Origin of the sequence: Nitratireductor sp. StC3 (assembly GCF_003015025.1) — a bacterium.
In the GTDB taxonomy this organism is placed as follows: domain Bacteria; phylum Pseudomonadota; class Alphaproteobacteria; order Rhizobiales; family Rhizobiaceae; genus Mangrovimarina; species Mangrovimarina alexandrii.
The window spans coordinates 19522-42972 of the sequence record NZ_PYBP01000016.1 but is presented as its reverse complement, the minus strand read 5'-3'; the positions used below and the strand labels follow the sequence as shown (position 1 = coordinate 42972).

Below are 23451 nucleotides of genomic sequence, written 5' to 3'. Positions count from 1 at the left end.
TATCGAACCGAACGGGCGGAGCCGGAGCTCCGCCCGAGCCGTTCAGCCAAGGGCGGCCATCTGCATTTCGGCCGCCTTGCGATCGACGGTCTGGCCGGGATTTTCGACATGGCGTTCGAAGGGCTTCCAGGCTTCGCCGACGACCTCTTCGTAGGCAGCCACCACGCCTTCGGCGGCGCAGCGGAGCGCGTGGGCCTGAATACCCATGTCGGCCGCGAACTCGCGCTTGCGCTGGGCGGCGCTGTCGAAACCAACAGGACCGTCGAGGTCCGCGTCGCGGTCGTCGTTGGCGTTTCTGGCCGTGGCGTCGCGGGCTTCCGAGACCGACCGGGAATAGAACTGCCCGGCGCCGTGGGCTGAACCGACATAGGAGCCTACGATCCGCTGGAGATGGATCTGCATGGCCCGTTCGCCGAGGCCTTCGTTCAAGGAGTCGGCCGTGTCGATGATGATCTTGCGATGGAGTTCGCGGATACCGTCGCTGTCGATGACGGGGAGGCCGAAGCTTTCGGAGATGAGCGATGCCTGGGCGCTGTCGGGACAGGCGAGGCGGACCATTTCGAGGGAGGCGCCCTTGCGGAGCTGGACCACCTTGCTGGATTGACGGCTGGAACGAGCGGTTCTGGTCATGTGAGATTCCTTTCCTTCACGGTCTGGCCGAAGGCTCGAGCCGGCCCCTGCCGGCCCTCCCTTCGGGCGCGGTCCAGAAAAACCGGCGGAAGGAGGAGGCTTCAGGGTCCGTGCGGACCAGAGCCGAGCGGACCAGCCTTGCGGGCAAGCAGGGCTCACTGCCCTCGCGCGGTCCCGCGAGGCTGGTTTGCCGAGGCTGGTGCGCATGGCCGCTCCGCGGCGCGCCAGCGGCCTTGAAGGCTCCGGCCGCCGGTTTAGGACCGAAGCCAAAACCGACGGGAGGCCGGCAGGGGGTGGCGTTCCACCGAAGCTGCCCCATGAAGGAAATGATGATGACCGGACAGCACGCCCGTCATCCCGACAGGCTGGACATCCCGGCATCTTGCGGCCGAACACTGCTGTCCTCACAATTCCTCCTGAGGATGGCGGTCGCACACGCCCGACGAGCGAGCTTCCGTCACAATGCATCGATCGAGTCAGTTCCTTCGACGTATGGAAGGTATCAGCTGACCGGCGCCTTGCATGCGGGATCGGGGCCTGGACGGGCAGATCCGAATCGTTTGTCCGCGCTTGGCTCTCGCGCGGTGCTCCATTCGGGAAACGGTGTTGCTCCCGGCGTGTAGTCGGCCGGAATCACGACAGGTACCATCGATGCGGCGAGGTCTTCGCCGGCGACGGCCCAATCGACTATCGTGCCGGCCGCCGGAACAGCTTCTGCACAACGGTCGAACTGGTTCTCCAAAGCCGCTGCGACGGCCGAACGGGGACTGGCGGCCTGCGTGTCGACGAGGATGTGTACCGCGACGAGAAAGGTGGTCATCGGTTGGGTCTCCGTGCTGGATGATTGAAGCGTGGCGCTCGGATCGAGTCGAGCACCGCGCGCTTCCAGGCATCGGCGCCTGTGAAGCGATGGCGATGGCGCGTGTGTCGGACGACAAGACGGGGATGTGGGCCTTCCATCCCGAACGCAGCCCGCCAGCCGAAGCGGACCGCGATCGCTTTCCATGGGATGGACATCACCTCCCCCCGGCGACAAAGCTCGACGGCCCGCCATAGGATGCGTGGCGCGCCGGATCGACGACGAAGCCGAAACGTCCAACCTCGTACTCGCCGGCCGGGACCAGAAAGCGCTGGCGCTCGATACCCTCGCCACGGCCTCCACCCAATGTGGCGACCACCTCAACGAAACCATCGTGGTGCTCTGAGCTGATTGCCGAGACGACAACCCAGTCCCCCCTATGCCGCGCCTCAAATGCCCGGCGATCCTTCTCACGGGATTCGCCGGGCCGCAGAACGGTTCCGAAGATCGCCTCCCAGGCGTCCGGCCAGGAGTCCTTCAGGGTTTGCTCGGCACACCGCCGTTCGAACCCGGTGAACAGATGCGGGTAGGTGATCGCAACGATCGCCCATTCGGCGTCTTCCTCGTACCAGCCGTCCCTTTTTTGGAGCCGGAAGTCGACACTGGCATTGCGGTCGGCGGAGAGATGGAAACCGCCGTGTCCGGCCGTCGAATGGCAGACGATGCCCTCGGCAAAGACCGTCGCGCCCTGCGAGGGTCCCCATGGCGTATGGGCGCGGGAGCGGATTTCCCGGCGACCGAGCGCGCGCTTTTCGCGATTGTGCTCGGCCTGCTCGAGCACCTTTGCCCTGAATTCCGCCTCGTCCGCGAGTTGGCCACCATGCCCGTAGAAGTCATTGCGGGTGAGTTCCGCCAGCGGCCGGCGCGCGCACCAGCATGTGGCGAGAAAATACTGGCCGACGCGCCCCGGCAGCATGGCAAAGACAGTGTCATCGACGCGCGCCACGGGAAATCCTTCAGCACTGATGCCGAAATGAGCCCCCGACTGGCCCGGCGTTCCACCCGGCCGAGGGTGCGATGGCTGATCACGGGTCATGCCGCCCTCCCCTCGACCTGATCGGCCGCAGCCATGTCCGCGGTTACCTCACGGAGCACGGCATTTGGATAGCCGTGCCGCGACAACCATTCATCGGCGGCCTGACGGTTGGCCGCGACATGGACGAGCTCGGCCTCATCGCCGGGGCGGTCGAGCACGAGGACGGAGCCGATGGCGGGCCGTTCGACTACCGTGAAGGCGAGGTCGCTATCGACCGAAAAGGTCTTGAAGACCCTGAGCACGATCACCGCCTTGCTGCCGAAATCGCCCTCATGAAGCGTGATCGCGGCCGGTATTGTGGTCTCGCCGACGCGCGTGCCGGCCTGTTTCCTGACGAGCCGGCCGGTGTTGTTGCGACTTTCCCAGGCCCGAAGCTTGCGCCGATGGCGTTCGGGGGGGTTTGGGGTGCCGTCGGAATAGCGGATGATCGCGCCCAGCGGCACGTGGTCAAAAATCAATTGCGCGGACATGGATGTCCTCCTGTTCTGGATGGTGAAAACGAAAGCGCCGCCGGGGTGAACCGGCGGCGGATCAGGCATTCGAAAGAGAAGTGTGGTGGGGCTATTCGGCGGCCTCGCGGAACCCTTCGCTGGCGTCCTGGTCCGGGTCGACGGGTTCGGCATCCGTGCCGCCCGGCTCCTCGTCCTCCTCGGTAACCGCGTTGGAGGCGAGCCATGCGCCAAGCGCTTCGCGGTCGGGCGCGAAGAACGCCGAGGGATGAACGAAGCTCTGCTCGTTGAACGCCTCGACCAGCGCCGCCCGCGTATCCTTGACCCGGGCCCGGGGCAGGACGGATGTGCCTTCGCACGAGGCTTCGAGGGCGGAGCGCGACAGGCAGGACAGAAATTCCTCCGTGCCCATGTTCGGCAGAAAGCCGTCGGCGCCGATCACATCGCCGGCAGCGCGGGCCACGATGCCGCTATTGGTCCGGTTCTCCCGGCAGGAGAGCACCTCGATCAGCATGGAGCGAACCGCGACGCGCAGGGTCTCCATGTCGAAGGAGAGATTGCCCTCGGTGTCGAAAAGTGCCGCCGCGTGACGCGCGATCCGTCGATTGCCACAGTAATAATCGTCTCCACCTCCATTGGCGGAGTCGACCCTGACATTCTGGCCGGCGAAGGCGAGGACCAGCAGGGCCATCAGCGTGTCGTCCTCGATCGGGGCGCGGCCGAGCGCCTCATGAAGGGCGTCCGTGCGGAAGTCGCCGATCATCTCGATGCCCTTGCGGGTGACGTCAGGCCGCGTCTTGGGCATCACGACGGCATCCTCGCCCGAAGATCCCGTGCCCTTGGCTGCTTTCGGCTCCGGCATGCGGAAGTGAACGGTCTGCACCTTGCCGTCGCGATCGAGATACATGGCGGAGTGATCGGACTTCTTCGGCTTGCCGTAGACCCGCTCGGCCTTCTTGGGCAGCTCCGGCTGGCCCCATGTATTGGCCTCGGTGATGACGCCCTTCTTGGGCAGGTTCCGCGTCATCCACTCCTGCTGGGCACCGAGATAGGCCTCGACATCGGTGGTGTAGCGGCTGTCCTCGTCGGCGGGGGCGAACAGGTCCTCGACCCAGGAAATGCCATAGGCCCGAGCGAGTTCGTCATCGAAACTCGCGTCGCGCGCATACATGCGGGTCTTGGAAAGGCCGTTGGCCACGCTCCACCAGGAAACCTGGGGATCGCCCTTACTGGGCTTGTGCGCCTTCCAGACCTCCTTCTGCTCCTCGAGCGAGGTGGCCGCGATCGTGCGGAGCTGGCTTTCGTTGGGCATGTCGCCCTTGGCCATATGATCGAGCATGGCCGGCAACACATTGGCGAGCAACCGCAGCTTTCGGATCTGGCGGACCGAAAGCGCGAGCGCCACGGCGATCGCCTCCTCGGTCCAGCCGATGGCGACGAGGCGCTCGATCGCGCGCCACTGGTCGACCGGATTGAGCCCTTCATGGGCGAGCGTTTCAACGAGCGAACGCATGGCGCCACCATCCTCGGCGGCTTCTCCGACGATGACCGCGATCTCTTCGAGACCGGCGGCGATCGCCTGTTTGACGCGGCGATGCCCGGCCTGGATGACAAAACCGTTGCCGCCATCGGCCTGAGGCGCCACGACGGGCGGCTGCACGATGCCGACCGCCTTGATCGTTGCGAGCAGCAGCGCATCGGCCTGGGGATTGGATTTCGAGCGGCGGGCCTTGTCGGGGTTTTCGACGAGCGCGCGCGGATCGACGAGCTTGATTTCCATCGGGATGCTCCTTTCGGGGTTCGGGAACCCGGCACCGCGCCGGTCCCTTTTTCGTCTTCTTCCCGAAGACATCCCCCGGCCCGCGGAGCGGACGGGCCGGTGCAACTGCGGCCGAGCATCCCTGTCCGGCAGGGCGAGCATGGCTCGTGAGCCATCGCGACGACCGACGGGCCGGGATCGCGAGCGGCGCGGTTGAGGTGAAACCGCCAGCGGGCTGGCCGCTCTGCGAGGGACTCTTTCCCCCTGCCTTTCCCTGCTATCCTGTTTTACCCGTCACCGCTTGGCGCACGACACATCACCAACTCGCCGGCATGCAGAGCGTGACACTTGAACGCCGTTGATATTGACGCTATACTGCGCCAGAAACACTGGCAATGGATAAGGCGACAGAATGAATCTCGCACAATACTCAGATCACGGGATGTTCGCGCCGAACAAGATCGCAACCGTCTTTCGCACGACGAGCGAAGAGATTGCGCGCACGGTCGGCCTTGGCAAGGACGCGATCCAGCGCAAGGATCGGGTACGCTCGGACAAGACACAGCGCCGCCTGCGCGAAATGGTGGAGATCGTCAACAAGGTCGAACCGCGTTTCGGCTCCGCACTGATGGCCTACGCCTGGTATCGGTCCGAGCCGTTGCCGGGATTTTCCGGGCAGACGGCCATGCAGCTGGTTCGCGACGGTCGGGCCGAAGAGGTTCTCGATTTCATCGATGCCGTCGACGCCGGCGTTCACGCCTGATCGTGGCGTTCACTTATTCCGGAAAGCTCTACCGGGCAATCAATCCGGTCTTCGCGCGCGAACCGATGTCGGGGCGCGGCGCGGAACGCTATGGCGGCCGCTTCAATCCGAAGGGTGTTCCGGCCCTTTACACCTCGACATCTGTGCTGACCGCTCTGAGGGAGTCCAATCAAGTAGGCGATCTGCAGCCGACGACGTTGGTCTGTTACCGCGCCGAGATCGAAATGGTCTTCGACGCCGCAGATACGGCGGCCCTTAAGGCGGCAGGTCTTGACGAAGGCTCACTGGCAGATCCGACCTGGCGTGATCAGATGATCAAGACAGGTGAGGCACGCACACAGCGTTTCGCGCGCAACCTGATTTCGGAAGGCTACAACGGACTGCTCGTTCGCAGTTTCGCCAAGGGAGCCGGTCCGGACGACAAAAATCTGGTGCTCTGGAAATGGAGTGCGAGTGGCCCGTCCCGCCTGGAGCTGATCGATGATGAGGATCGGTTGGGCTGAGCGCAACGCGCGTCATGCAGCCTTATCGACACCTGGCGCGTTGGCGACAACATCGTCGGCCAGATCCTTTTCGATCTCGGCCAGTTGCCGGCGCTTGTCTTTAAGCTCTCCCGCAAAGGCGAAGGCTTCGCCCTGGCGAGCGCGGTAGGAGGCGAGCCTGCGCTCGGCGTCCGCCAGACGCTGGCGATACCGGAGCCGCTCGTCCTCGAATCCCGAAAGCGCGTGATCGAGCCTGGAGACCGCGCCGAGCGGTGTCGTCGTGACTGGAAGTTCGATTTCGTGTTCGGCACCGGTGCGCATCAGCATGGTCGTATAGCGATATCCATCCGCACCGACCCGCTCGCCGGAGAATTCGACGTCGAAGCCGCCGATCGAGGCGATTGCGGTATCACCGTCCTGCTGGAGCTGGACCATGGTGAGGATCTCCTTCATCAGCGCCCTGCCGGCGGGTTTGCGCTCGGAAAAGGAACTGCCGGCGACCGTCATGGCGAAGGCCTCGCCCACGGTCGGGAGACGCCGGTCGATGTCTATGCCGATGTCGGCGATGCGGCGGGTCGCAACCTCGATGTCGCGTTCGGCCTCGCGGATCTGACGGCGGACCGCATGCTGATCGTCCATATGGGCGGCGCGCAAGCGCTCCAGCCGGGCGATATCGGCTTCGAGCCCGGCCTTCTGCATCAGGCGCGGGTCGCCCGACGCGATCGCCTTGGCCATCGCGAACTGGTTGGCCTGGCCCTCGCCCATGTCCTCGAGCCTGCGGATCGAGGTGTCGCCGGAAAGTGCCGCGGCGATGAAGCGGGCCTTGCGCTCGTTGTTCTGCCACATGGTGGCATCGAGCGAGCCCTCCGTCGCATAGGCGAAGATATCGATCTCGTCATGCTGATTGCCCTGCCGGCCGATGCGTCCCTCACGCTGCTCGATCTGCGAGGGCAGCCACGGCACGTCAAGGTGATGCAGCGCCTTGAGGCGCAGCTGAGCGTTGACGCCGGTGCCCATGGTTTCCGACGAGCCGATCAGGAACCGGACCTTGCCGGCATTGACGTCACCGAACAGGCGCTGCTTGGCCTGCGCGCGTCGGTAATCCTGCATGAAGGCGATCTCCGACGCCGGTACGCCCCTGCGCAGAAGCTCGTCCCGGATCCAGCGATAGGCAGAGAATCCCCTGCTCTTTTCCACGCTGATCGTGCCGAGATCGGAGAAGATCATCTGCGCAGCACCGGGCAGCTCAAAGCAATCGCCATCGGGCTTGCGATAGGTGTTCTGTGAGGTTTCCGCCCAGATGCGGAAGGCGTTGCCGATCAAGTCGTTGAGCTTGTTGTCGGGCTCGTCTCCATTGTCGGGGTCGACCAGGCGCAGATCGATCGCGGCGTGGCGGCCGTCGGTGATCACCGACAACAGGATGTCGTCTCCGGGCTGCGCCGGTCCCTCCCGTTCCTCGATCGCCTTGATGCGGGCGTCGAGCACGGTCTGGTAGCGTTTGAAGGCGGCGGACGGCCTGGAGGTCCTGATCTGCCGCTTGCCGGTCGAGACCGCCGGCACCTTCACATACTGGCGCAAGTCCTCGGGCAGCACGACGTCCGCAAAGGAACGGAACATGGCGATGAGCTCGGGCACGTTGACGAAGGTGGCAAAGCGCGTGACCGGCTTGTATTTGCCCGAGGGCTGAAGCTCGAGTTCGGTCGTCACATCGCCGAAGGTCGAGGCCCAGGCGTCGAACTCGTGCAGACCACGCTCCTTCAGCGCCTCGATGCCGAGAAAGCGCTGCACCGAGAACATCTCGCCGAGCGTGTTGGTGATCGGGGTGCCCGAGGCCAGCACCAGCGCACTGCCGGGGTTCTTGGTTTCAACGAAGCGGGACTTGACGTAGAGGTCCCACGCCCGCTGCGAGCCGTTCGGATCGACTCCCTTCAAGCTCGACATGTTGGTGGCAAAGGAGAGCTTGCGGAACTCCTGGGCCTCGTCGACGATGATCTGATCGATGCCGAGTTCGGATATGGTCAGAAGATCGTCCTTGCGTGTCGCGGGCGCTTCGAGCCGTTCCTTGAGCCCCTCCTTCAGCCGCTCAAGCCGCTTGCGCGACACGCGGTCGTCGCCGTCGACCTTGGTCAGCAGGTCTTCGTAAAGCTCCAACTCGTCCTGGATCATCTGCTGCTCGAAGGCGGACGGAATGGAGATGAACCTGAACGCCGAATGGGTGATGATGATCGCATCCCAATTGGCCGTGGCGGCGCGGGCGAGGAAGAGATGTCGCTTGTCCTTGGTGAAGTTGGTTTCGTCGGCAACGAGGATGCGGGCGGTCGGGTAGAGCGCCAGGAACTCGCGCGCCGCCTGCGCGAGGCAGTGACCGGGAACGACCAGCATCGCCTTGGCGATCAGCCCGAGCCGCTTCTGCTCCATGACTGCCGCCGCCATCGTCATGGTCTTGCCAGCGCCGACGGCGTGGGCGAGATAGGTCGAACCCGCCGAGATGATGCGCCAGATGCCGCGTTTCTGGTGCCCATAAAGAGAAAAGGCGCCCGAGGCGCCTGGAAGCTGAAGGTGATCGCCGTTGAATTTTCGCGGGGCGATGTTGTTGAACTGCTCGTTGTAGTCCCGGGCAAGCCGGTCGGTCCGTTCGGGATCGGACCAGATCCAGGTTTGGAAGGCCGTCTTGATCTTTGTGAGCTTCTCCTTGGCCGCCTCGGTGTCGACCACATTGAGGACGCGCTTTTCGCTGTCGCTCTCCCTCACCGTATCGAAGATCTGCGGCACCCGGCTGTTGAGCGCATCGGCGAGAAGTTCGCCGGCGTGCCGCCGATCCGTGCCCCATTCCGAGGTCCCGGCGGCGGCATACCCAAGCTGGCGCGCCTCGACCGTCCAGGAGGCAAGCTCGGGCATGTGGCGGATCTTGATTTCCACGCCCATCATCTCCTTGACGAAGGCGACAATGTCGGTGGCGGGAATCCAGGGGCCACCCAGTCGCGCCGTGATATCGGACGGGCTCAGGTCGGCGGGCTGGACATCACGCAGCGCCCTGACATTGCGTTCAAACACCGGGTCGAGGGCGGAAGCGGCTTCCGCCGCCCTGAGCTTGTCGCGCACCTTCCCCGAGAGATAGGCGTCGGCGGTCTGCCAGGACCCGGTCTCGGGTTCGCGGAAAACGGCGTCACCCAGCTCGGCGATGACGGTGTCCACGTCGGTATGCATGAGCTCGGCAATGTGATCGATATCGACATGACCGCGCTCGTTGAGCACCACGGCCAGCGCATCGGCGGCTGAAGCGATGACCGGCGCCGAGGGCGGAGCGATCACCCGCTCGGTGAAGATGGGACCCGGGCGCGCCGTGTTCGTCTCGAGGTCGTAATCCTCGATCGAGGCAACGAGCCAGCAATCGGGGTCGTCGAGGAAGGGCTGGAGATTGGGACGACGGTGCGTTTCGCGGACTTCGCCGGTCTCAAGATCCTCCTTCACCGACACGGTGGTGGAATTGACCGGACCGAAGGTGCGCACGAAATTCGACCACGCAATGCGCAGCCTGACCTGGTGCTGCTTGAAGGGCTGATCGAGCTCCTGAGCCTTAAGGACCTCCCGCACGGCGTCGCGGATCGGGATCAGTTTTCGGATGACCCTGGCCTGTTTGTCGGAGACGCCTTCTGCGGTACGGCCCTTGCGCACCGTGATGGTGACGGGTTCACCGTCGCGCATCTGCATCAGTGCCTGGTTCTTGCGGATAAAGAAGCTGCCCTCGCGGATGCCCTGCCCTTCAGGCTTATCGAATTCGTGGGCATCGCCGGCGTCGGTTTCCGCCTCGCCGTCATAGATCGCTTCCGCAAGAAGATGGATGGCGGCGCCAAGGGCCTGCTCCAGATCAACATGGGGCTGCGGCAGGCAGGTATAGGTTTCGCCGTATGGTCCGGACGTCGTGGCATGGATTCCCAACACGTGATCGGGATGCTGCGCGAACCAGCGATTGACCCGGATAGGGCCCTCATCCTCGGTTGCAGGCCGGACCTCTTCTGTTTCCAGCCAGGACATGTCGCCCTCGGCGTCGTCAGGCCCGCGCTTCCGGAAAAAGAGGATGTCGACCACCACGTTCGTGCCGGCTTCGGCCCGGAAACTGCCCTCCGGTAGGCGGATGGCAGCGACAAGATCGGCCTGACTGGCGATCGTATCCCGGGCGGCTGCATCGGCCTTGTCCATGGTGCCGCTGGAGGTGACGAAAGCCGCAAGCCCGCCGGGCTTCAGCCGGTCGATCGCCTTGACGATGAAATAGTCGTGCAGCCGCAGACCAAAGCCGCGATACGCCCGGTCCGAACGCACCGTGCGATCGGAAAAGGGCGGATTGCCGATCGCCAGATCGAAATGCGCCGGCAGGTCCGTATGGGCGAAATCGCCATTGACGATCCGGGCGCGGGGCTGGAGCAGACGGGCGATGCGCGCCGTGACCGGATCGAGCTCGATGCCGGTGACATGGGTGACCGGGCGCAGGTCCTCGGGCATCAGGGCAGGAAACAGTCCCGTGCCGATGCCAGGTTCGAGCACCCGGCCGCCGCGCCAGCCAAGCCGCAGCAAGCCCAACCAGATGGCGCGGACGATGAACTCCGGCGTAAAATGCGCATATTGCGTGCAGCGGGCGAGCGAAGCGTATTCCTGCTCAGAGGTGACATCCTGCAGATCGGCGCCGATCTCCTGCCAGTCCTTTCGAAACGCCTCCTCGCCCGGGCGCCGGAACACCGAGTTGGCCAGCTCCGAGGCGCCGAACCCGGTGAACCTGATGAGCGCCGCCTGTTCCTCGACCGTTGCCGGACGGGCTTCGGATTCGATCGTCTGGGCGAGCGCGATGGCGGCGATATTGTCCTTGGCGCGTTGTCTCCAGCCACGGGCCAGACCGCGATCGCCGGCGAGAAGGAAATTCTCGCCGCGTTCATTGTCCGCGGTCTTGCCGGGGCGTTGTGAAGCCACGGGCAGCGGCACTTCCGACGCGTCGTCCTCGTGTTCCTCCGGCGGTTCGATCGTCGTGCCGAACGCGGTGACGCCAAGACCGAGGCCGGATGAACGGGAGGTGTTGCCAAAAAGATCGAGCGTGAAGGGGTCGTCATTGGGCATGGATTGTTCTCCGTGTGTTGGGGTGCACGCCCGCCCGCCGCCGGGATGACCGGTGACGCGACGCTCGCGACAGATTCGGGATGGGATCAGCAGGTGATCAGCGCGAACGAGATGTCGTGCTCGGTGAGCTGCACCCTCAGATGGGTGGCGCCGAAGTTCCGGTTGAAGCTCGGGATCAGCAGGTCGGCGTCGATGAATTCGATGCCGTCATCGCCACCGAAATGCCGGCGCTTGTAGTCCCACCAGTCCGGATTGCCCTTCGGATGGCATTCGGCGGAATAGAGGACGAGCGGCCTCTGCCCATCGGCGAGCTTGCCGTTGGAGATGATGTAGACGCCCTCGTCGCCAACGAGCCACAGGCCGGGCTTTTCGCCCTGGCCGGGTTTCAAGCCGTAATAGGGGTCGCGGAAGCCGCCATTGGCGGCCGCGTCGGCTTCCCCGCGCGCGATGACCTTGCGCACGGCCATGATCGGGAAGGTGAACATGGCGGCCTCACGCGGCCTCGGCGAACGGCAGGTGGCGCAGATGAACCGGGAGCTTCTCCGAGATTTGCGCGTCGGTCAGATGATCCAGCAGCGCTAAGCTGCTTCCATGCCTGCCATAGACGATGACGGTGCGCTTGCCCCGATGCTCGGGCGGATAACCCGCCCCGGCATAGCCGCGATACCGGTCCTCGGTGGCGCTCCAGATATGCTCGATCCGCTCCTCGCGGGTCATCGCCTTGACCGAGCGGCGCTCCCGCTCGACGATGGCGTCGCGCATCTCGACCGGCGAACCCGGCCGGGCGAGATCGCAATATGCATGGAAGTAGCGGTCCGCCCCATTGATGCGCAGCGCGTAGAACACGCTGGTGATGCTGCCGGTCAGGAATTCGCCCAGGGCGAACATCTCACCACCCATCCAGAGCGGCGGCAGGATATCGAGCATGTAATCGTGCTCGGGCCGGGCGATCTCGAACCATTCGCCCGCGTACAGGGCGCCATCGTCGTTCTGCCAGCGGTTCGGGCGCTGGGCGTGGCGATCGAACAGACGGAACATCTGCCGGCGATCGGCTATCCCGAAATAGATCTTGCGGATGGGAGAGAGGGTCATGGGTGGGCTCCTTGGCCTCCGGGGCTGGAGCGCGGCTCATCCTCTCGACGTCGCCATCGTCTTCAGCCCTTCCGGACCCCACTCAAGCGGCCGCCTCTCCGTTCGGCCGGGTCAAGGGCCGGCGTCAGCCGGGCGAAGCGTCACCCTTGAGGCGGCCGGCGGGCATGCGGCAGCCGTCCTTCCTATCCTTCCCACTCGATTCCTGGTTCCTCCCCAATTCCGAGTTCCAGTCTTCCGCCAGCGGACACATCCGCTCGAAACCGCATCCTGCCTCCGCAGCGAGGTCTCGCAGACGGCTGGCGTATATCTCGCCCTGCGCGTTGTTGTCGGTGGCCGCCACAAGATGGGCGCCCGTCCGGTGGGAGTATGTTCGAAGGGCTTCCGCCGTGGCCGGCGCCCAGCCGCCGCCGGTGCTCAGATATAGTGTGTCTGATCGAATGTCCTCGATCGCGGCCAGGCTCATGGCGTCGATCGCCGCCTCTGTCACACAGAGCCGGAGCGCATCGGGCCGGCCAAGACGGAACAGCGTCTTGGCGCCGCCGGTCGCGAAGCCGCGCCAATCGGGACCGCGCTCCTCCCAGCCGGTCACCTCACCGGCGGAATCGGTGTGGCCGGCCCACATGCTACCCTTCGGGCCTTCGCGCAGGAGGTTCCCGGCAATGGCCTTCCGGATAACACGCTCAGGGATGTGGCGCGTGTCGCGGAGATAACGCCATGTCGCCGAGCCGGGCCATGGTTGGCGCCGGACCCGCCAGCGTTCCATGATCGTCAAGTCGGGCGCGCGGTCCCTGGCCTCGCGTGTCCAGACCGGTTCGGTCGGGACAAAGCCGACCAGTTCGGCAACGACATGGAGCGCGGCGGCAAAAGGAACGCCGTCGAGATGTTCCACCAGGGAGAAGATGTCGCCCTTCGCATCGGACAAGGGATCGAACCAGCCCTTGCCGTCATGGATCACGATGATGATCTCGCTGGCGCGGCGATACTTCATCGCCTTGCGGCTGCTCTCCTTGAGATCGAGCGCGAACCCCGCGTCCTCCAGCACGGCGCTGCAGGGCACCTTTCTTCTCAGCTCTTCCAGGTCTGCTTTTTCCATGTCTCGCCTGCGCCTTCGCGCGCTCCTCTTATCCGATTCCCGCTCCCAGTCTCTGCCGGAACGAGGATCGGCATGCCGCGAAGAGCAAGACGGGCAAGGGCGCGGCGGGCAACCCGGCAGATTTGCAGGGGCGGACCGATCTGGCCTGCCGCGGCGAAGCCTCCCTTGCCGGGCGCAGCGCGCAAGCGGCACCTAGACCCGCACGTCAACCGCTGCGTCTCTCTTCCTCTGCGCTGCATCTCCGAATGGTCCTGGAATTCCGGGCAAAGTGCGATTCTGAACCTTCAAGCAGCTTGAGAATGCAAGAGCCGTCGAGTTCAGGAAGCCGTTCGCGGTCCGAACAGGATTACTGTTGCGCCGACCAGACAGATGGCGGCGCCTAACGTATCCCATCGGTCAGGTCGCACTCCTTCGATCGTCCATAGCCAGAGAAGCGACGCGCAGATATAGACACCGCCATAGGCGGCGTAAGCTCGACCGGCAGCGCTTGTGTCGACCAGCGTCAACAGCCAGCCGAACAACAGGAGCGATATCGCACCGGGCGCTATCCACAATGGGGTCTTTCCCTCGCGCAGCCACAGCCAGAGGCTGAAACACCCGGCGATCTCGAAGAAGGCGGCGGCTGCATAGACGACGGCGGTCTTGCTCACTGGCGTTGCTCCCGCTCCGGCGACCGCGAGGCACCGGCGACAGGTTCGGCCATGTCGTGAAGGATGGTGCAATCAGGTCCGGGGCCGCCGGCGCAGGCGGCGTCGCAGCGGCGCACGAAATCCGCGAGATTGCTCTGCAGCTTCCTCAATTCCGCGATCTTGTCCCGCACCGCGCCCAGATGGTCGACAGCGATGGCGCGCGCTTCCATGCAGGAGCGGTCGCTGTCCTGCGTGAGCGCCACTAGCGAGCGGACCTGGTCGATCGGGAAGCCGAACTCGCGGCATTGACGGATGAAGGTCAGGCGACGGCGATCCTCTTCCCCGTAGCACCGCTGGCCGCCATCACGCCGGTCGGCCGGCGGCAACAGGCCGATCTCCTCGTAATAGCGAATGGTGGGCGGATTGGTGCGGGTGCAGCGGGCAAGGTCGCCAATTCTGAATGTCATCGGGATGATCCCAAAGGGTTGAACTTAAAGTCACTTGAAGGACTAGGTTATGGATGGCGAATGTGAATTGAAAGGGATCGTCATGGAAAATACCGACATTTCGGCGGAGGCTCCAATAGCCTGCTCGCTGGAGAGCGGCGCGTTCAGGGAGCGTCTCGCATGGATTGCTGACCTCAACCGAGCGGCCTTGCTGGACGCGCAACGCGAAGGCTTGCGATTGATCCTGACCTACCGACGCGACCATGCTGATCAGGTGCGCGAGATGGTACGGCGGGAGCAGCAATGCTGCGCCTTTCTCGGATTCGAGCTCCACGTGGGGGATGACAGCGTGACACTCGCCATCGCGGCGCCCGAGAGCGCCGCCGACGCGCTGGACGCGGTCTTTGAACCATTCCTGCCGAGCGAAACCGGCAGCGCAGGTTGCGGTTGCACGGCAACGCGTGACACATAGGAGACTCGATCATGGCTGCAACTGAACACGCCGGACGTTCCTGGCTGAGAGCTATCGGGATCGGCATCCTCGTTTCCGCTCTCACCGCCGCGGTGATGCTCGCACTGACAGCCGCCGGTGTATCGCCGTTCCCGAAGCCGCCCTCGCTAGCTTTTGCGGAGACCGCGCTCGGACGGACCTTGCCCCTGCCGATCGGGCTGCTGTTTCACACAGCATACGTGACCTTCTGGTCGGTGATGTTTGTACGGTATCTTCCCCGTCGGGATGTCTGGGCCGCGTTGGGTCTCGCCGCCGTGCTTTGGATCGTGATCCTGGTGGTGTTCTTCCCTATCGTCGGATGGGGCCTTGCCGGCCTGGCCATCAGCCCGAAACTGATCGTCGCATCCTTCGTGCCTCATTTGCTCTTCGGATTGCTGCTTTGGGGGCTGCACATGTATCTGCCGGGAAAAGATGCTCGTGGCGCCCGCGGAACGTGACAATATAAGTCGTGAGCCGACATGGGTCGGACCCGCCTCCCCGTCACTCAAGTTGCCTGACCACCCAGCGTGCCGGCTCAAATTGCCGGTCCGCTCGCCGGAAAACGGCAATAGTAGGTCATTCGTTCGACGACTGTACCCCGATCCGCCGGAATGCCATTGAGGGTCAGCGTTGTAACCTGAGTGGACGGCGGCGAAACGATCGTTCCCGCTATTTTCGTTTCGGGATGCTCATCCGGAACGAGCGTGAACCGGTATGCCCCTCCTTCGCTGTCTGTCCAGGTCACACTCCCGCGATCGTAATCACCTTCGGCGGAATAGGTCGTCTCGATCCGAGTTGGCGTAACGATGAGATACAGTTCGAGCTCGTCCGTCTCGAAGTTCGGAACTCTCCCCCACAGCCAATCCTCCGCCTTGGCAACGGAAGGTTTGACCTCGGCCACCAGGTCGCGACAATCTGCGTCCATGGGAACGCCAGGTCCGGGATACCAGAGATAGACACCGAAGGGTCCCGGTGCAGCGAAGGCACCGGGCGGTGCCAAACACAGCATCACAAGAAGTCCGCCAATTCGGAAGCTTCGTTCGGACATGGGCGTCACTTGTACCCTTACTGCGACCTACTACCTGGCGAACCCCGTGAAGGAGACAGTAACCAAGCTAGTGCTCGTCGTCGCACAGATCATGGCTGGCGAGCGCGCGGAACACGTAGCAGTCCTTGATCTGCTCGCCTTCGCAACCGGCGGCGATTCGCGCCAGTTCGCGTTCCAATCGGCGAAGCCTGTTGATCTTGTCGCGCACCGCCTGCAACTGCTCTGCTGCTATCCGATCCGCATCGGCGCACGGCCGGTTCGGGTGTGCACTGAGTTCAATCAACTCGCGTATTGCCTCGATCTTCAGCCCGAGATCGCGGGCGTGCTTGATGAATGCGAGGCGGTCGCGTTCCTCTGGAGTGTACCGGCGCTGGTTCCCTTCCGAGCGCTCGGGTGGAGCCAGAAGGCCCATCTGCTCGTAATAACGTATGGTCGGTATCTTGACGCCCGTGCGCCGGGACAGGACTCCAATCGTCAGCATGGCAGGTCTCACAGCAGTTCCATGATTTCTATAGAGTCTAGAGGTATTGCAGGCATCCAGCAATGGGAACATTTGCCGCAACAGATGACGCGCTTATCAAGCCGCAGAGTTCGTGATGAACCTTGACCCTCTAGCAGCTTGAGGTCACATCATTACCCCAATCACGCAGAGGGAGGGCTGTCATGATACGTCTGTTGCCAACACTCGTCCTTGGGCTCCTGATACAGATCGCGGCGGCGCACGCGACCGAAGGAGCTCCATCGCATAAGGCTGCTGACCTGAGCCCTGACGTCCCTCCAGTTGTTTGGAGAGTCCTGGGTTTCATTTCTGGCCTTATGCGGCCTGCATTTCCAGCCTGATTTTCGTGGCGAACTCGGCCGGCGGGACGTTGCCGAGAGCTGAGTGTGGTCTGTGGTTGTTGTAATCCTCCCTCCAGTTGGCGATGGCGGTCCGGGCTTCGGCAAGTGACGAGAACAGCGTCTCGTTCAGCAGTTCATCGCGAAAGCGGCCGTTGAAGCTCTCGACAAAGGCATTTTGCGTGGGCTTGCCCGGGGCGATGTAGTGCCATTCGATGCCGGTCTGCTGGCACCATTTGAGTATGGCCATACTGGTCAGCTCGGTGCCGTTGTCGCTGACGATCGTGTTCGGCCGGCCGCGACGGGCGATGACCGGATCGAGTTCGCGAACCACGCGCCGGCCGGAAAGCGAGGTGTCTGCAATCAGCGTCAGGCATTCGCGGGTGAAGTCGTCGCTGAGAAAGTCCAGGCTCCAGCGTTCATTCGCCTGTTCCGGCACAAGCATGGGGCGGCGCGTTCCCAGGGCCCGCTTGCGACCGCTGCGCTTACGGACCTGCAGCTTCTCTTCCTGGTAAAGGCGTCTGAGCTTCTTCAGGTTCATCGCGATCCCCTGTCGTTGCAGCATCACGTGAATGCGCCGATAGCCGAAGCGCCGGCGCTCCGCGGCGACCTGCTTCATTGCAGCTCTCACCGCCGCATCGTCCGGACGCACGCTGCGATAACGCACGCTCGACCGGTCGACCGCGAGCACATCACACGCCCGACGCTGGCTCACACCGTGCACTGCGCACAGGTGAGCCACCGCATCCCGCCTGGCATCGGGCGTCACCATTTTTTTGTGGCGACATCCTTCAGCATAGCGTTGTCGAGCATCGCTTCGGCCAGCAACCGCTTCAGCTTGGCATTCTCGTCTTCCAGAGCCTTCAGCCGCCGGGCGTCCGACACCTCCATGCCGCCGAACTTGGCTTTGTATTTGTAGAAGGTCGCTTCCGAGATGCCGTGCTTGCGGCAAACATCGGCGGTCTTCACCCCCGATTCCTGCTCCTTCAGGATCGCTATGATCTGCTCTTCCGTGAACCGTGAACGCTTCATTCGTCCGTCTCCGTGATCGACGGACTCTACCAAAATCTGGAGGAGATTCAGGGGCTCAGGTCACTGCATCCGACGAGCTCTCGGTCGAACACGCTGAGATCGTTTTGCCAACTATCGGACGGGCGAGTGCAACGGGCTATTTGGCCGTCTGGAACGGGAAGCGTTCGCAGGCAAACCTCGTGTCTGTCGAAAGCCCTGCATTCGAGTCTGTCACCATCTACAAGATGGAGCAAGACGGCGGTATCGCGAGAAAGCGCCGGGTGGAAGGTATATTACCCATTCCCGGTAACGCGGAGCTTTTGATGCGGCCCGGCGGCGTGCATCTATTGCTCACCCAGCCGAAAGAAACGCTCTCGTCCGGAGATGCTGTCGAATTGACGCTGGTATTCGATAGCGGAAAACGTATTGCGGCAACCGCCACACTGCTGGCTGTCGGCACGTCCGTGACAGATCATCACCATGGCGACGGGGATGTCACGCTTTGACGTGCGGGCAGTGCCGCCAGTCCAAATAGACGGAATTCGAGGACGCCTCATCGTGGTTAACGACGGGTTTAGATAGCCGTCGGACTTTGATTCTAATTTGCATAAACTCTAACTTATTGTTTTCGCGTGATTTTTAGCTCCAGCAGCTAACGTCTCTCCCGCAAACTTGGGGAGAGTGTCACAATGCATCGACTTGTTCTGGGCGCGATTGCGCTCGCAATCTCGTGCGCTTCGGCTGGAGCCAACGCACTGCATCTCAATCCGTCGCAGTCGGCGCTGGCGAAGAACATGGAAACCTTCGGCAACACGTCAATTCCGATCGGTTACTACGAATACTGCCAGCGCTATGGTGAGCGCTGCAACCGTCCGCCGGAGAAAGCCAGTGTCGAGCTGACACGGGAACTCTGGAAAACAATCATCGAGGTGAATAACGAGGTAAACACCACCGTGGAGCCTCTGACGGACAGGGAGATTTTCGGCGTCGAGGAGCGCTGGGACTATCCGGACCAGGTCGGCGACTGTGAAGATTTCGCGTTGGAGAAACGGAAGATCCTGAACGAGAAAGGCGTTCCGCTGGGGGCGCTGCTGATGACGGTGGGCCGGGATGCCGACGGCGGCGGCCACGCAGTCCTGACAGTGGTGACCGATCACGGCGACTTCGTCCTCGACAACGTCGAGCCGCGTGTACTTCTGTGGAAGGAAGCAGAGCTGTACTATCTCAAGCGGCAGTCGCCAGACGATCCAAACAGGTGGGTCAGTCTCGCCTCCAACTGACTCAGTCCGATCCGATCGGTCTGAGCCACGCGAATTCGAACGCCGCAGCTACGGAAAGCACAAAGGCTGCGGCGTTTCCATAAACCATTTCCATGATGTTGTGTCCGCCGAGTAGGCAGTAGAGCCAGAATATGGTCGCCAGGACAGGGTAGAGGGCCACGCCGGCAACCAGAAAGGTGGCGATGCGTGCGAGCATGGTCGCTCCGACGATTTGGGTTCACGCCGTCAACAACTAAGGTCCATCGCGCTCCCGCGCCATTCACTGGTCGGTGATCGCGTCCGGCGTCCCTACATGCTCGTGCTAAGCTCCGCTTCCATGTGCCAAAAACTAAGCCCGAAAGCGGCTGCCACGAATGCAACCAACGCCAGCATAACCACGACGTTACGGGACCGGCGACTGCTTGCCAGGGCAGCACTCTCGCGGATAGTGAGACGTTCGGGTGCTTCAGTCACTGTGATGTATCTCCCTTTGTGCGACCTGTGTTAAGGAGATCGGATGCGGCGGTGAAGAGGGTAGTCGGTTCACGGTGCTGCGGCGGTTTGCCGCCGCTTGGATGAGTCACGTAAACGCGCCATTAATCGTCATTGGCGAGTCTCTGGTCTCTTCACCAACGCCGAATGCACCTCCGGGGATCACATTCTAAATTATGGTTCGATTGATCATTGCATTCGCGCTGGTTTCGGTCATGGGCCTAGCCACGTCTGCGTGCGTTTCAACGGTGCTCGACGTGGACGGGAGGTCAGTTCAGCCGGTCCCGGCGACGCTTATCGCGGAAATGAATCGCAAATCAATGTCGCGGTCAGCACCGATTCTGATTCGGATCTTCAAGCAAGAGAGCGAGCTGGAGATTTGGAAGCGCGACAAAAGCGGCAAGTTCGCGCTTCTCAAGACCTATCCAATGTGCCGTTGGTCGGGAAAGCTTGGGCCGAAGACGCGCGAAGGCGACCGTCAGGCACCCGAAGGCTTCTATCATGTCAGCGCGGGCATGCTTAACCCGAACTCGCAATACTACCTTTCCTTCAATCTCGGATATCCGAACAGGCTCGAATCCGCACTCGGCCATACCGGGGAAGCGTTGATGGTACACGGCGCATGCTCCTCGTCCGGCTGCTTCGCAATGACGGATGAGGGTGTGGCCGAGATCTACGCGGTGGCGCGCGAAGCGCTGAAGGGCGGCCAGACGGCATTCCAGGTTCAGGCTTTTCCATTCCGCATGACACCTGAAAACATGGCGAAGAACCGAAACCATCCGAGTTTCGAGTACTGGATGAACCTGAAGAAGGGTTACGATATTTTCGAAGTTACACGCCAGCAGCCTCGCGTCTCCCACTGCGCAGGCCGCTACGCATTCAACACCGAGTTTGAAGGCGGCGAGCCGAGGGATCCCCTCGCCGCATGTCCTCCGGCCATCTCCATTCCAAATTCCGTCGTCGCGGCGCGCTCGCAATCGGATCTGCGGGAAATGAACAGGATAGTCGAGGAAGGCTCGGCTGTGCGGGCGCACGCCTATTCGGACGGGGGAATGCACCCGAAATTCCGTGAGCTGCTGGAGCGCCTTGGCGACAAGGCGCTTGCCGAACGGGTTTCCGTGGACGCGGTGCCGATCAGCCGTCCCGATGCCGCTCTTGCCGATCCTCACACCCCGAACGAATAGACATTCGCCGGGTCAAATCAATAGCCGGGAAACCGGTACGATGACAGCCAGAAGAACGGGCTGGTGCACGAGGTAGATCACGAGGCTTCTGCGCCCGCACCACGCAAGGAACCGTGCGGTCTGACCCTGCGGCGCCGCGCTTGACAGATGTCCTTCCAGATCAGTGGTCAGCAGCCATTTCGTCGCTGCCATGCCAAAAAGCGTGAGACCGACCCAGGGAAATATCGGCACGAAATCATTGCTCGGCGGGGGCTGCGTAAAAAAGCCGATCCAGGCCAGCAATCTGGTGTCGAAAGCTGTCGACTCGTAGAAAAACGGAAGCGCAAAAATTGCAATCCCGGCCGCCAAACATAGTGACGCGGGAGCGCGAATGAACAAGGCCCCTATCAGCGTCGCCGTTGCGATTGCATGAAGGATGCCGAAATAGACGAAATTGGCCGGGAAAACCAGATATGTCATCACTGTGACAGCCGCCGCTGCGAGGGCGATGATACTCAGACGCCGCATGAATGGCGACCATCTGATTTGCGTTCGATGTGCAAGAACGAGGCTGACGCCGACGAGGATCATGAAGGTGCCGGCCAGACTGCGACCGAACATCAGCCAAGCGGGATGCTGCGCGACACCTGAGATGATGCCGGTGAACTCAAAATCCCAGACGAGATGGAACAGGACCACGCCCGCAATCGCGAGGCCACGAACGATGTCGACAGCAATGAGGCGTTGCGTCCCTGCCAAGGAGCGATCTCCTGTTTGCATTTCAGGTTCGTGTAAAAGCTCATCCCGCTGGAGGTTCAACCCCATATTCCGGCTCGGCCACCAAATCTCACATTGATTTGGCTTTTCTTAATTATCCCGTTGCTCTAATTGGAGACATGCTCCGGGTACTGTCCACTATCCTGTTCGTTCTGTTCGTACTCATTCACGCGGCGACCGCACCGGTCGTTGCCGCGGGGTCAACTGTCGAAACTGGCGAGGCTAGCCGGAAAGCGCCGCTTGTCTCCGAAAATTGCGGCACAGCAGGCAACTCCGGAATTTGGCAGCAGCAAAAGAATGTTGCGCCGGATGCAGATCTCCCGCGGCTTTCGACATGTCCGGATCATTGTGTGTGGTTGGTACAAGCTCTTGAGCCCCCATCTCGCGCGGTCAGCAGCCTGCGCGCTCACACCGGATCACCCTCTGCCGCGCCCGTTACCTTCGAGGTTTCCCTTCCGCCGCCGCAATAAACGCGATAACGGCGGGCGAGGCTTACTTGCCCAAATCACAACGAGCGTCCCGTCTCGCGGCCCTCCGGAGCGCCGCAGGCTGGTCATCATCCGGGATAACAGTTCCCGCTTGCGGCAAGCCGCAGTGCATCGTGAGCAAAAAAATCGTGAAAAGCAGCAAAGACATCCACTTTGACCCGAAGCGACGCGCCTTCCTTGCCGGTATGACAAGTACCGCAGGTGCATTCGTCGTTTCAGGCTGTACGACAACGAACGGCGAGAAAACGGCTGAGCCGGAGCCACAGCCGGACCGGTCCTATGTTTCAATGTATGCGGCAATGCCGGACGAGAGGTTTCCGATACCCGCGGTCGATATTTCGAAGGTCAACAGGCGGTTTTACCGCCAGCTCGTCGATGACCCCACGGGCGAACGTCCGGGTACCATCGTTGTCGATACGCGACGCTTCTATCTTTACCTGATCCAGCCCCGAGGCAAGGCCATGCGCTATGGCGTTGGCCTGGGTCGTGCCGGGTTCGAATGGTCGGGTCGCGGCGTGATCCAATGGAAGCAGGAATGGCCAACTTGGACGCCGCCCGCTGAAATGATCGCGCGTGAGCCTGAACTGGAGAAGTACAGCGCGGAGAACGGCGGAATGGCGCCGGGGCTCAACAACCCGCTCGGCGCGCGCGCGCTCTATATTTTCCAGGACGGTGAAGACACGCTCTACCGCCTCCACGGCACGCCCGAATACTGGACGATCGGGAAAGCGGTGTCGAGTGGCTGCGTGCGACTGATGAACCAGGACATCATAGACCTCTACAAGCGTGTCTCAACCCCGTCCCCGATTATCGTGCGCAGCGGTGCCCTCACGAGCGTCTAGACGAAAAACGGTCTTGCACCTCTAGCAGCTAGAGGTCCCACCGTCCGCTGAGCAGTTATTGGAGAAGCCATGAAACGCCGTCATTTTCTTGCAGGAGTGTCCATATTTGCCGTCGCCGGCATATGTCCGCTTCCGCTATTCGCTCAGTCCACGCAACAGCAGTTGCTGGCACCCGGTCCGCTTCCAGAGAAAAGTTTCGGAGATGCGGACGCACCCGTGACCGTCATTGAATACGCGTCGCTGACCTGCGGTCATTGCCGCAATTTCCATATGACGGTCTGGCCCGATTTCAAGGCCAAGTACGTCGATACAGGCAAGGTCCGTTTCATCATACGTGAATTCCCGTTCGACCCGCGCGCCTCGGCCGGTTTCATGCTGGCACGGTGCGCCGGCGAGGACAAATGGTACCCGACGCTCGACCTGCTCTATCGCTCGCAGGACCGTTGGGCCCGGGTTTCCGACGCGACCTCGGCTCTGAAGTCGATCATGGGCATGACGGGCATGGAGGGTGAGCAGGTTGAAGCCTGTCTCCAGGATCAAGACCTGCTGGACAAGATCACGGCTATCGCTGACACGGGGAAGTCGTACGGCGTCGACTCGACGCCAACCTTCTTCGTCAACGGCGAAATGTACAAAGGCGTGCTCAGCCTCGAGCGATTTAGTGAAATCATCGACCCTCTCTTGGTTGCCGAATAAGGAG

Annotated in this window: 24 protein-coding genes and 1 pseudogene; 9 read left to right on the top strand and 16 right to left on the bottom strand. The window is 62.5% G+C overall.

Going from position 1 to position 23451, the window contains the following annotated elements; genetic code table 11:
• Positions 1–42 precede the first annotated feature (42 nt).
• The 5 genes from C7T96_RS22180 to C7T96_RS22155 form a co-directional block, all read right to left on the bottom strand.
• The gene (locus C7T96_RS22180; RefSeq protein WP_106573442.1) at positions 43–630 is read right to left on the bottom strand and encodes a hypothetical protein; all 588 of its coding nucleotides are present in this window, start codon (positions 628–630) and stop codon (positions 43–45) included.
• A 502-nt stretch (positions 631–1132) separates the two neighbouring features.
• Positions 1133–1450, bottom strand: coding sequence for a hypothetical protein (locus C7T96_RS22175; RefSeq protein ID WP_199190554.1), 318 nt, complete (start codon positions 1448–1450; stop codon positions 1133–1135).
• A gap of 196 nt (positions 1451–1646) precedes the next feature.
• Positions 1647–2525, bottom strand: a complete 879-nt coding sequence (locus C7T96_RS22165) for a hypothetical protein (RefSeq protein ID WP_106573441.1) — start codon at positions 2523–2525, stop codon at positions 1647–1649.
• The gene (locus C7T96_RS22160; protein ID WP_106573440.1) at positions 2522–2995 is read right to left on the bottom strand and encodes a hypothetical protein; all 474 of its coding nucleotides are present in this window, start codon (positions 2993–2995) and stop codon (positions 2522–2524) included. Before C7T96_RS22160 ends, C7T96_RS22165 begins: the two co-directional genes overlap by 4 nt.
• A 91-nt stretch (positions 2996–3086) precedes the next feature.
• Positions 3087–4754, bottom strand: coding sequence for a ParB N-terminal domain-containing protein (locus tag C7T96_RS22155; RefSeq protein WP_106573439.1), 1668 nt, complete (start codon positions 4752–4754; stop codon positions 3087–3089).
• A gap of 391 nt (positions 4755–5145) precedes the next feature.
• Here C7T96_RS22155 and C7T96_RS22150 point away from each other — a divergent pair, with 391 nt between their 5' ends.
• Together C7T96_RS22150 and C7T96_RS22145 are read left to right on the top strand one after the other, a co-directional pair.
• Positions 5146–5496: an MbcA/ParS/Xre antitoxin family protein gene (locus tag C7T96_RS22150; protein WP_106573438.1), complete on the top strand. Its 351-nt coding sequence runs from the start codon at positions 5146–5148 to the stop codon at positions 5494–5496.
• Positions 5497–5498: 2 nt separating this feature from the next.
• A complete protein-coding gene (locus C7T96_RS22145) occupies positions 5499–5999 on the top strand; it encodes an RES family NAD+ phosphorylase (RefSeq protein ID WP_280951752.1) in 501 nt (166 codons plus the stop codon).
• A 12-nt stretch (positions 6000–6011) separates the two neighbouring features.
• Here the strand turns inward: C7T96_RS22145 and C7T96_RS22140 are convergent, their stop codons facing one another.
• The 6 genes from C7T96_RS22140 to C7T96_RS22115 form a co-directional block, all read right to left on the bottom strand.
• Complete coding sequence (locus tag C7T96_RS22140) at positions 6012–11084, bottom strand: N-6 DNA methylase (RefSeq protein WP_106573437.1); 5073 nt, start codon at positions 11082–11084, stop codon at positions 6012–6014.
• An 86-nt stretch (positions 11085–11170) separates the two neighbouring features.
• Positions 11171–11569 carry a DUF3085 domain-containing protein gene (locus tag C7T96_RS22135; protein WP_106573436.1) on the bottom strand — a complete coding sequence of 133 codons (399 nt, stop codon included), beginning with the start codon at positions 11567–11569 and terminating at the stop codon, positions 11171–11173.
• 7 nt (positions 11570–11576) lie between these two features.
• Positions 11577–12176 (bottom strand): DUF1419 domain-containing protein, encoded by a 600-nt coding sequence (locus tag C7T96_RS22130; protein WP_106573435.1) that lies wholly within the window; start codon positions 12174–12176, stop codon positions 11577–11579.
• Positions 12177–12300: 124 nt separating this feature from the next.
• Positions 12301–13269, bottom strand: coding sequence for a DUF3991 and toprim domain-containing protein (locus C7T96_RS22125; RefSeq protein ID WP_106573434.1), 969 nt, complete (start codon positions 13267–13269; stop codon positions 12301–12303).
• Between the two features lie 317 nt (positions 13270–13586).
• On the bottom strand, positions 13587–13919 hold the full coding sequence (locus C7T96_RS22120) for a YnfA family protein (protein WP_106573433.1): 333 nt from the start codon (positions 13917–13919) through the stop codon (positions 13587–13589).
• Positions 13916–14365 (bottom strand): helix-turn-helix domain-containing protein, encoded by a 450-nt coding sequence (locus C7T96_RS22115; RefSeq protein WP_199190552.1) that lies wholly within the window; start codon positions 14363–14365, stop codon positions 13916–13918. The genes C7T96_RS22120 and C7T96_RS22115 overlap by 4 nt, the downstream gene beginning before the upstream one ends.
• A 49-nt stretch (positions 14366–14414) precedes the next feature.
• On the opposite strand from C7T96_RS22115, the gene C7T96_RS22110 reads away from it, so the two are divergent.
• Positions 14415–14816 carry a hypothetical protein gene (locus C7T96_RS22110; protein WP_199190550.1) on the top strand — a complete coding sequence of 134 codons (402 nt, stop codon included), beginning with the start codon at positions 14415–14417 and terminating at the stop codon, positions 14814–14816.
• Positions 14817–14827: 11 nt separating this feature from the next.
• Positions 14828–15292 (top strand): hypothetical protein, encoded by a 465-nt coding sequence (locus tag C7T96_RS22105; protein ID WP_106573431.1) that lies wholly within the window; start codon positions 14828–14830, stop codon positions 15290–15292.
• A gap of 77 nt (positions 15293–15369) precedes the next feature.
• Here the strand turns inward: C7T96_RS22105 and C7T96_RS22100 are convergent, their stop codons facing one another.
• The 3 genes and pseudogenes from C7T96_RS22100 to C7T96_RS22090 all read right to left on the bottom strand — a co-directional run bounded on the left by C7T96_RS22100 (position 15370) and on the right by C7T96_RS22090 (position 17751).
• Complete coding sequence (locus tag C7T96_RS22100) at positions 15370–15882, bottom strand: hypothetical protein (protein ID WP_146149224.1); 513 nt, start codon at positions 15880–15882, stop codon at positions 15370–15372.
• Positions 15883–15949: 67 nt separating this feature from the next.
• The gene (locus tag C7T96_RS22095; RefSeq protein WP_106573429.1) at positions 15950–16363 is read right to left on the bottom strand and encodes a helix-turn-helix domain-containing protein; all 414 of its coding nucleotides are present in this window, start codon (positions 16361–16363) and stop codon (positions 15950–15952) included.
• A 180-nt stretch (positions 16364–16543) separates the two neighbouring features.
• Positions 16544–17751, bottom strand: a pseudogene (locus tag C7T96_RS22090) (IS3 family transposase).
• Between C7T96_RS22090 and C7T96_RS22085 the strand changes: the two are divergent.
• Together C7T96_RS22085 and C7T96_RS22080 are read left to right on the top strand one after the other, a co-directional pair.
• Positions 17739–18236, top strand: a complete 498-nt coding sequence (locus tag C7T96_RS22085) for a copper chaperone PCu(A)C (RefSeq protein WP_106573427.1) — start codon at positions 17739–17741, stop codon at positions 18234–18236. The pseudogene C7T96_RS22090 and the gene C7T96_RS22085 sit on opposite strands and share 13 nt — an antisense overlap.
• 183 nt (positions 18237–18419) lie before the next feature.
• A complete protein-coding gene (locus C7T96_RS22080) occupies positions 18420–19010 on the top strand; it encodes a transglutaminase-like cysteine peptidase (RefSeq protein ID WP_106573426.1) in 591 nt (196 codons plus the stop codon).
• Position 19011: 1 nt separating this feature from the next.
• On the opposite strand, the gene C7T96_RS22075 is transcribed toward C7T96_RS22080, so the two are convergent.
• Positions 19012–19206, bottom strand: a complete 195-nt coding sequence (locus tag C7T96_RS22075; protein ID WP_106573425.1) for a hypothetical protein — start codon at positions 19204–19206, stop codon at positions 19012–19014.
• A 451-nt stretch (positions 19207–19657) separates the two neighbouring features.
• On the opposite strand from C7T96_RS22075, the gene C7T96_RS22070 reads away from it, so the two are divergent.
• Positions 19658–20665, top strand: a complete 1008-nt coding sequence (locus tag C7T96_RS22070) for a murein L,D-transpeptidase family protein (RefSeq protein WP_106573424.1) — start codon at positions 19658–19660, stop codon at positions 20663–20665.
• A gap of 12 nt (positions 20666–20677) precedes the next feature.
• Here the strand turns inward: C7T96_RS22070 and C7T96_RS22065 are convergent, their stop codons facing one another.
• The gene (locus C7T96_RS22065; RefSeq protein WP_245414217.1) at positions 20678–21469 is read right to left on the bottom strand and encodes a heparan-alpha-glucosaminide N-acetyltransferase; all 792 of its coding nucleotides are present in this window, start codon (positions 21467–21469) and stop codon (positions 20678–20680) included.
• A gap of 553 nt (positions 21470–22022) precedes the next feature.
• Here C7T96_RS22065 and C7T96_RS22060 point away from each other — a divergent pair.
• A complete protein-coding gene (locus C7T96_RS22060) occupies positions 22023–22751 on the top strand; it encodes a L,D-transpeptidase (RefSeq protein WP_245414216.1) in 729 nt (242 codons plus the stop codon).
• A 69-nt stretch (positions 22752–22820) separates the two neighbouring features.
• The gene (locus C7T96_RS22055) at positions 22821–23447 is read left to right on the top strand and encodes a DsbA family protein (protein WP_106573421.1); all 627 of its coding nucleotides are present in this window, start codon (positions 22821–22823) and stop codon (positions 23445–23447) included.
• Positions 23448–23451 lie beyond the last annotated feature (4 nt).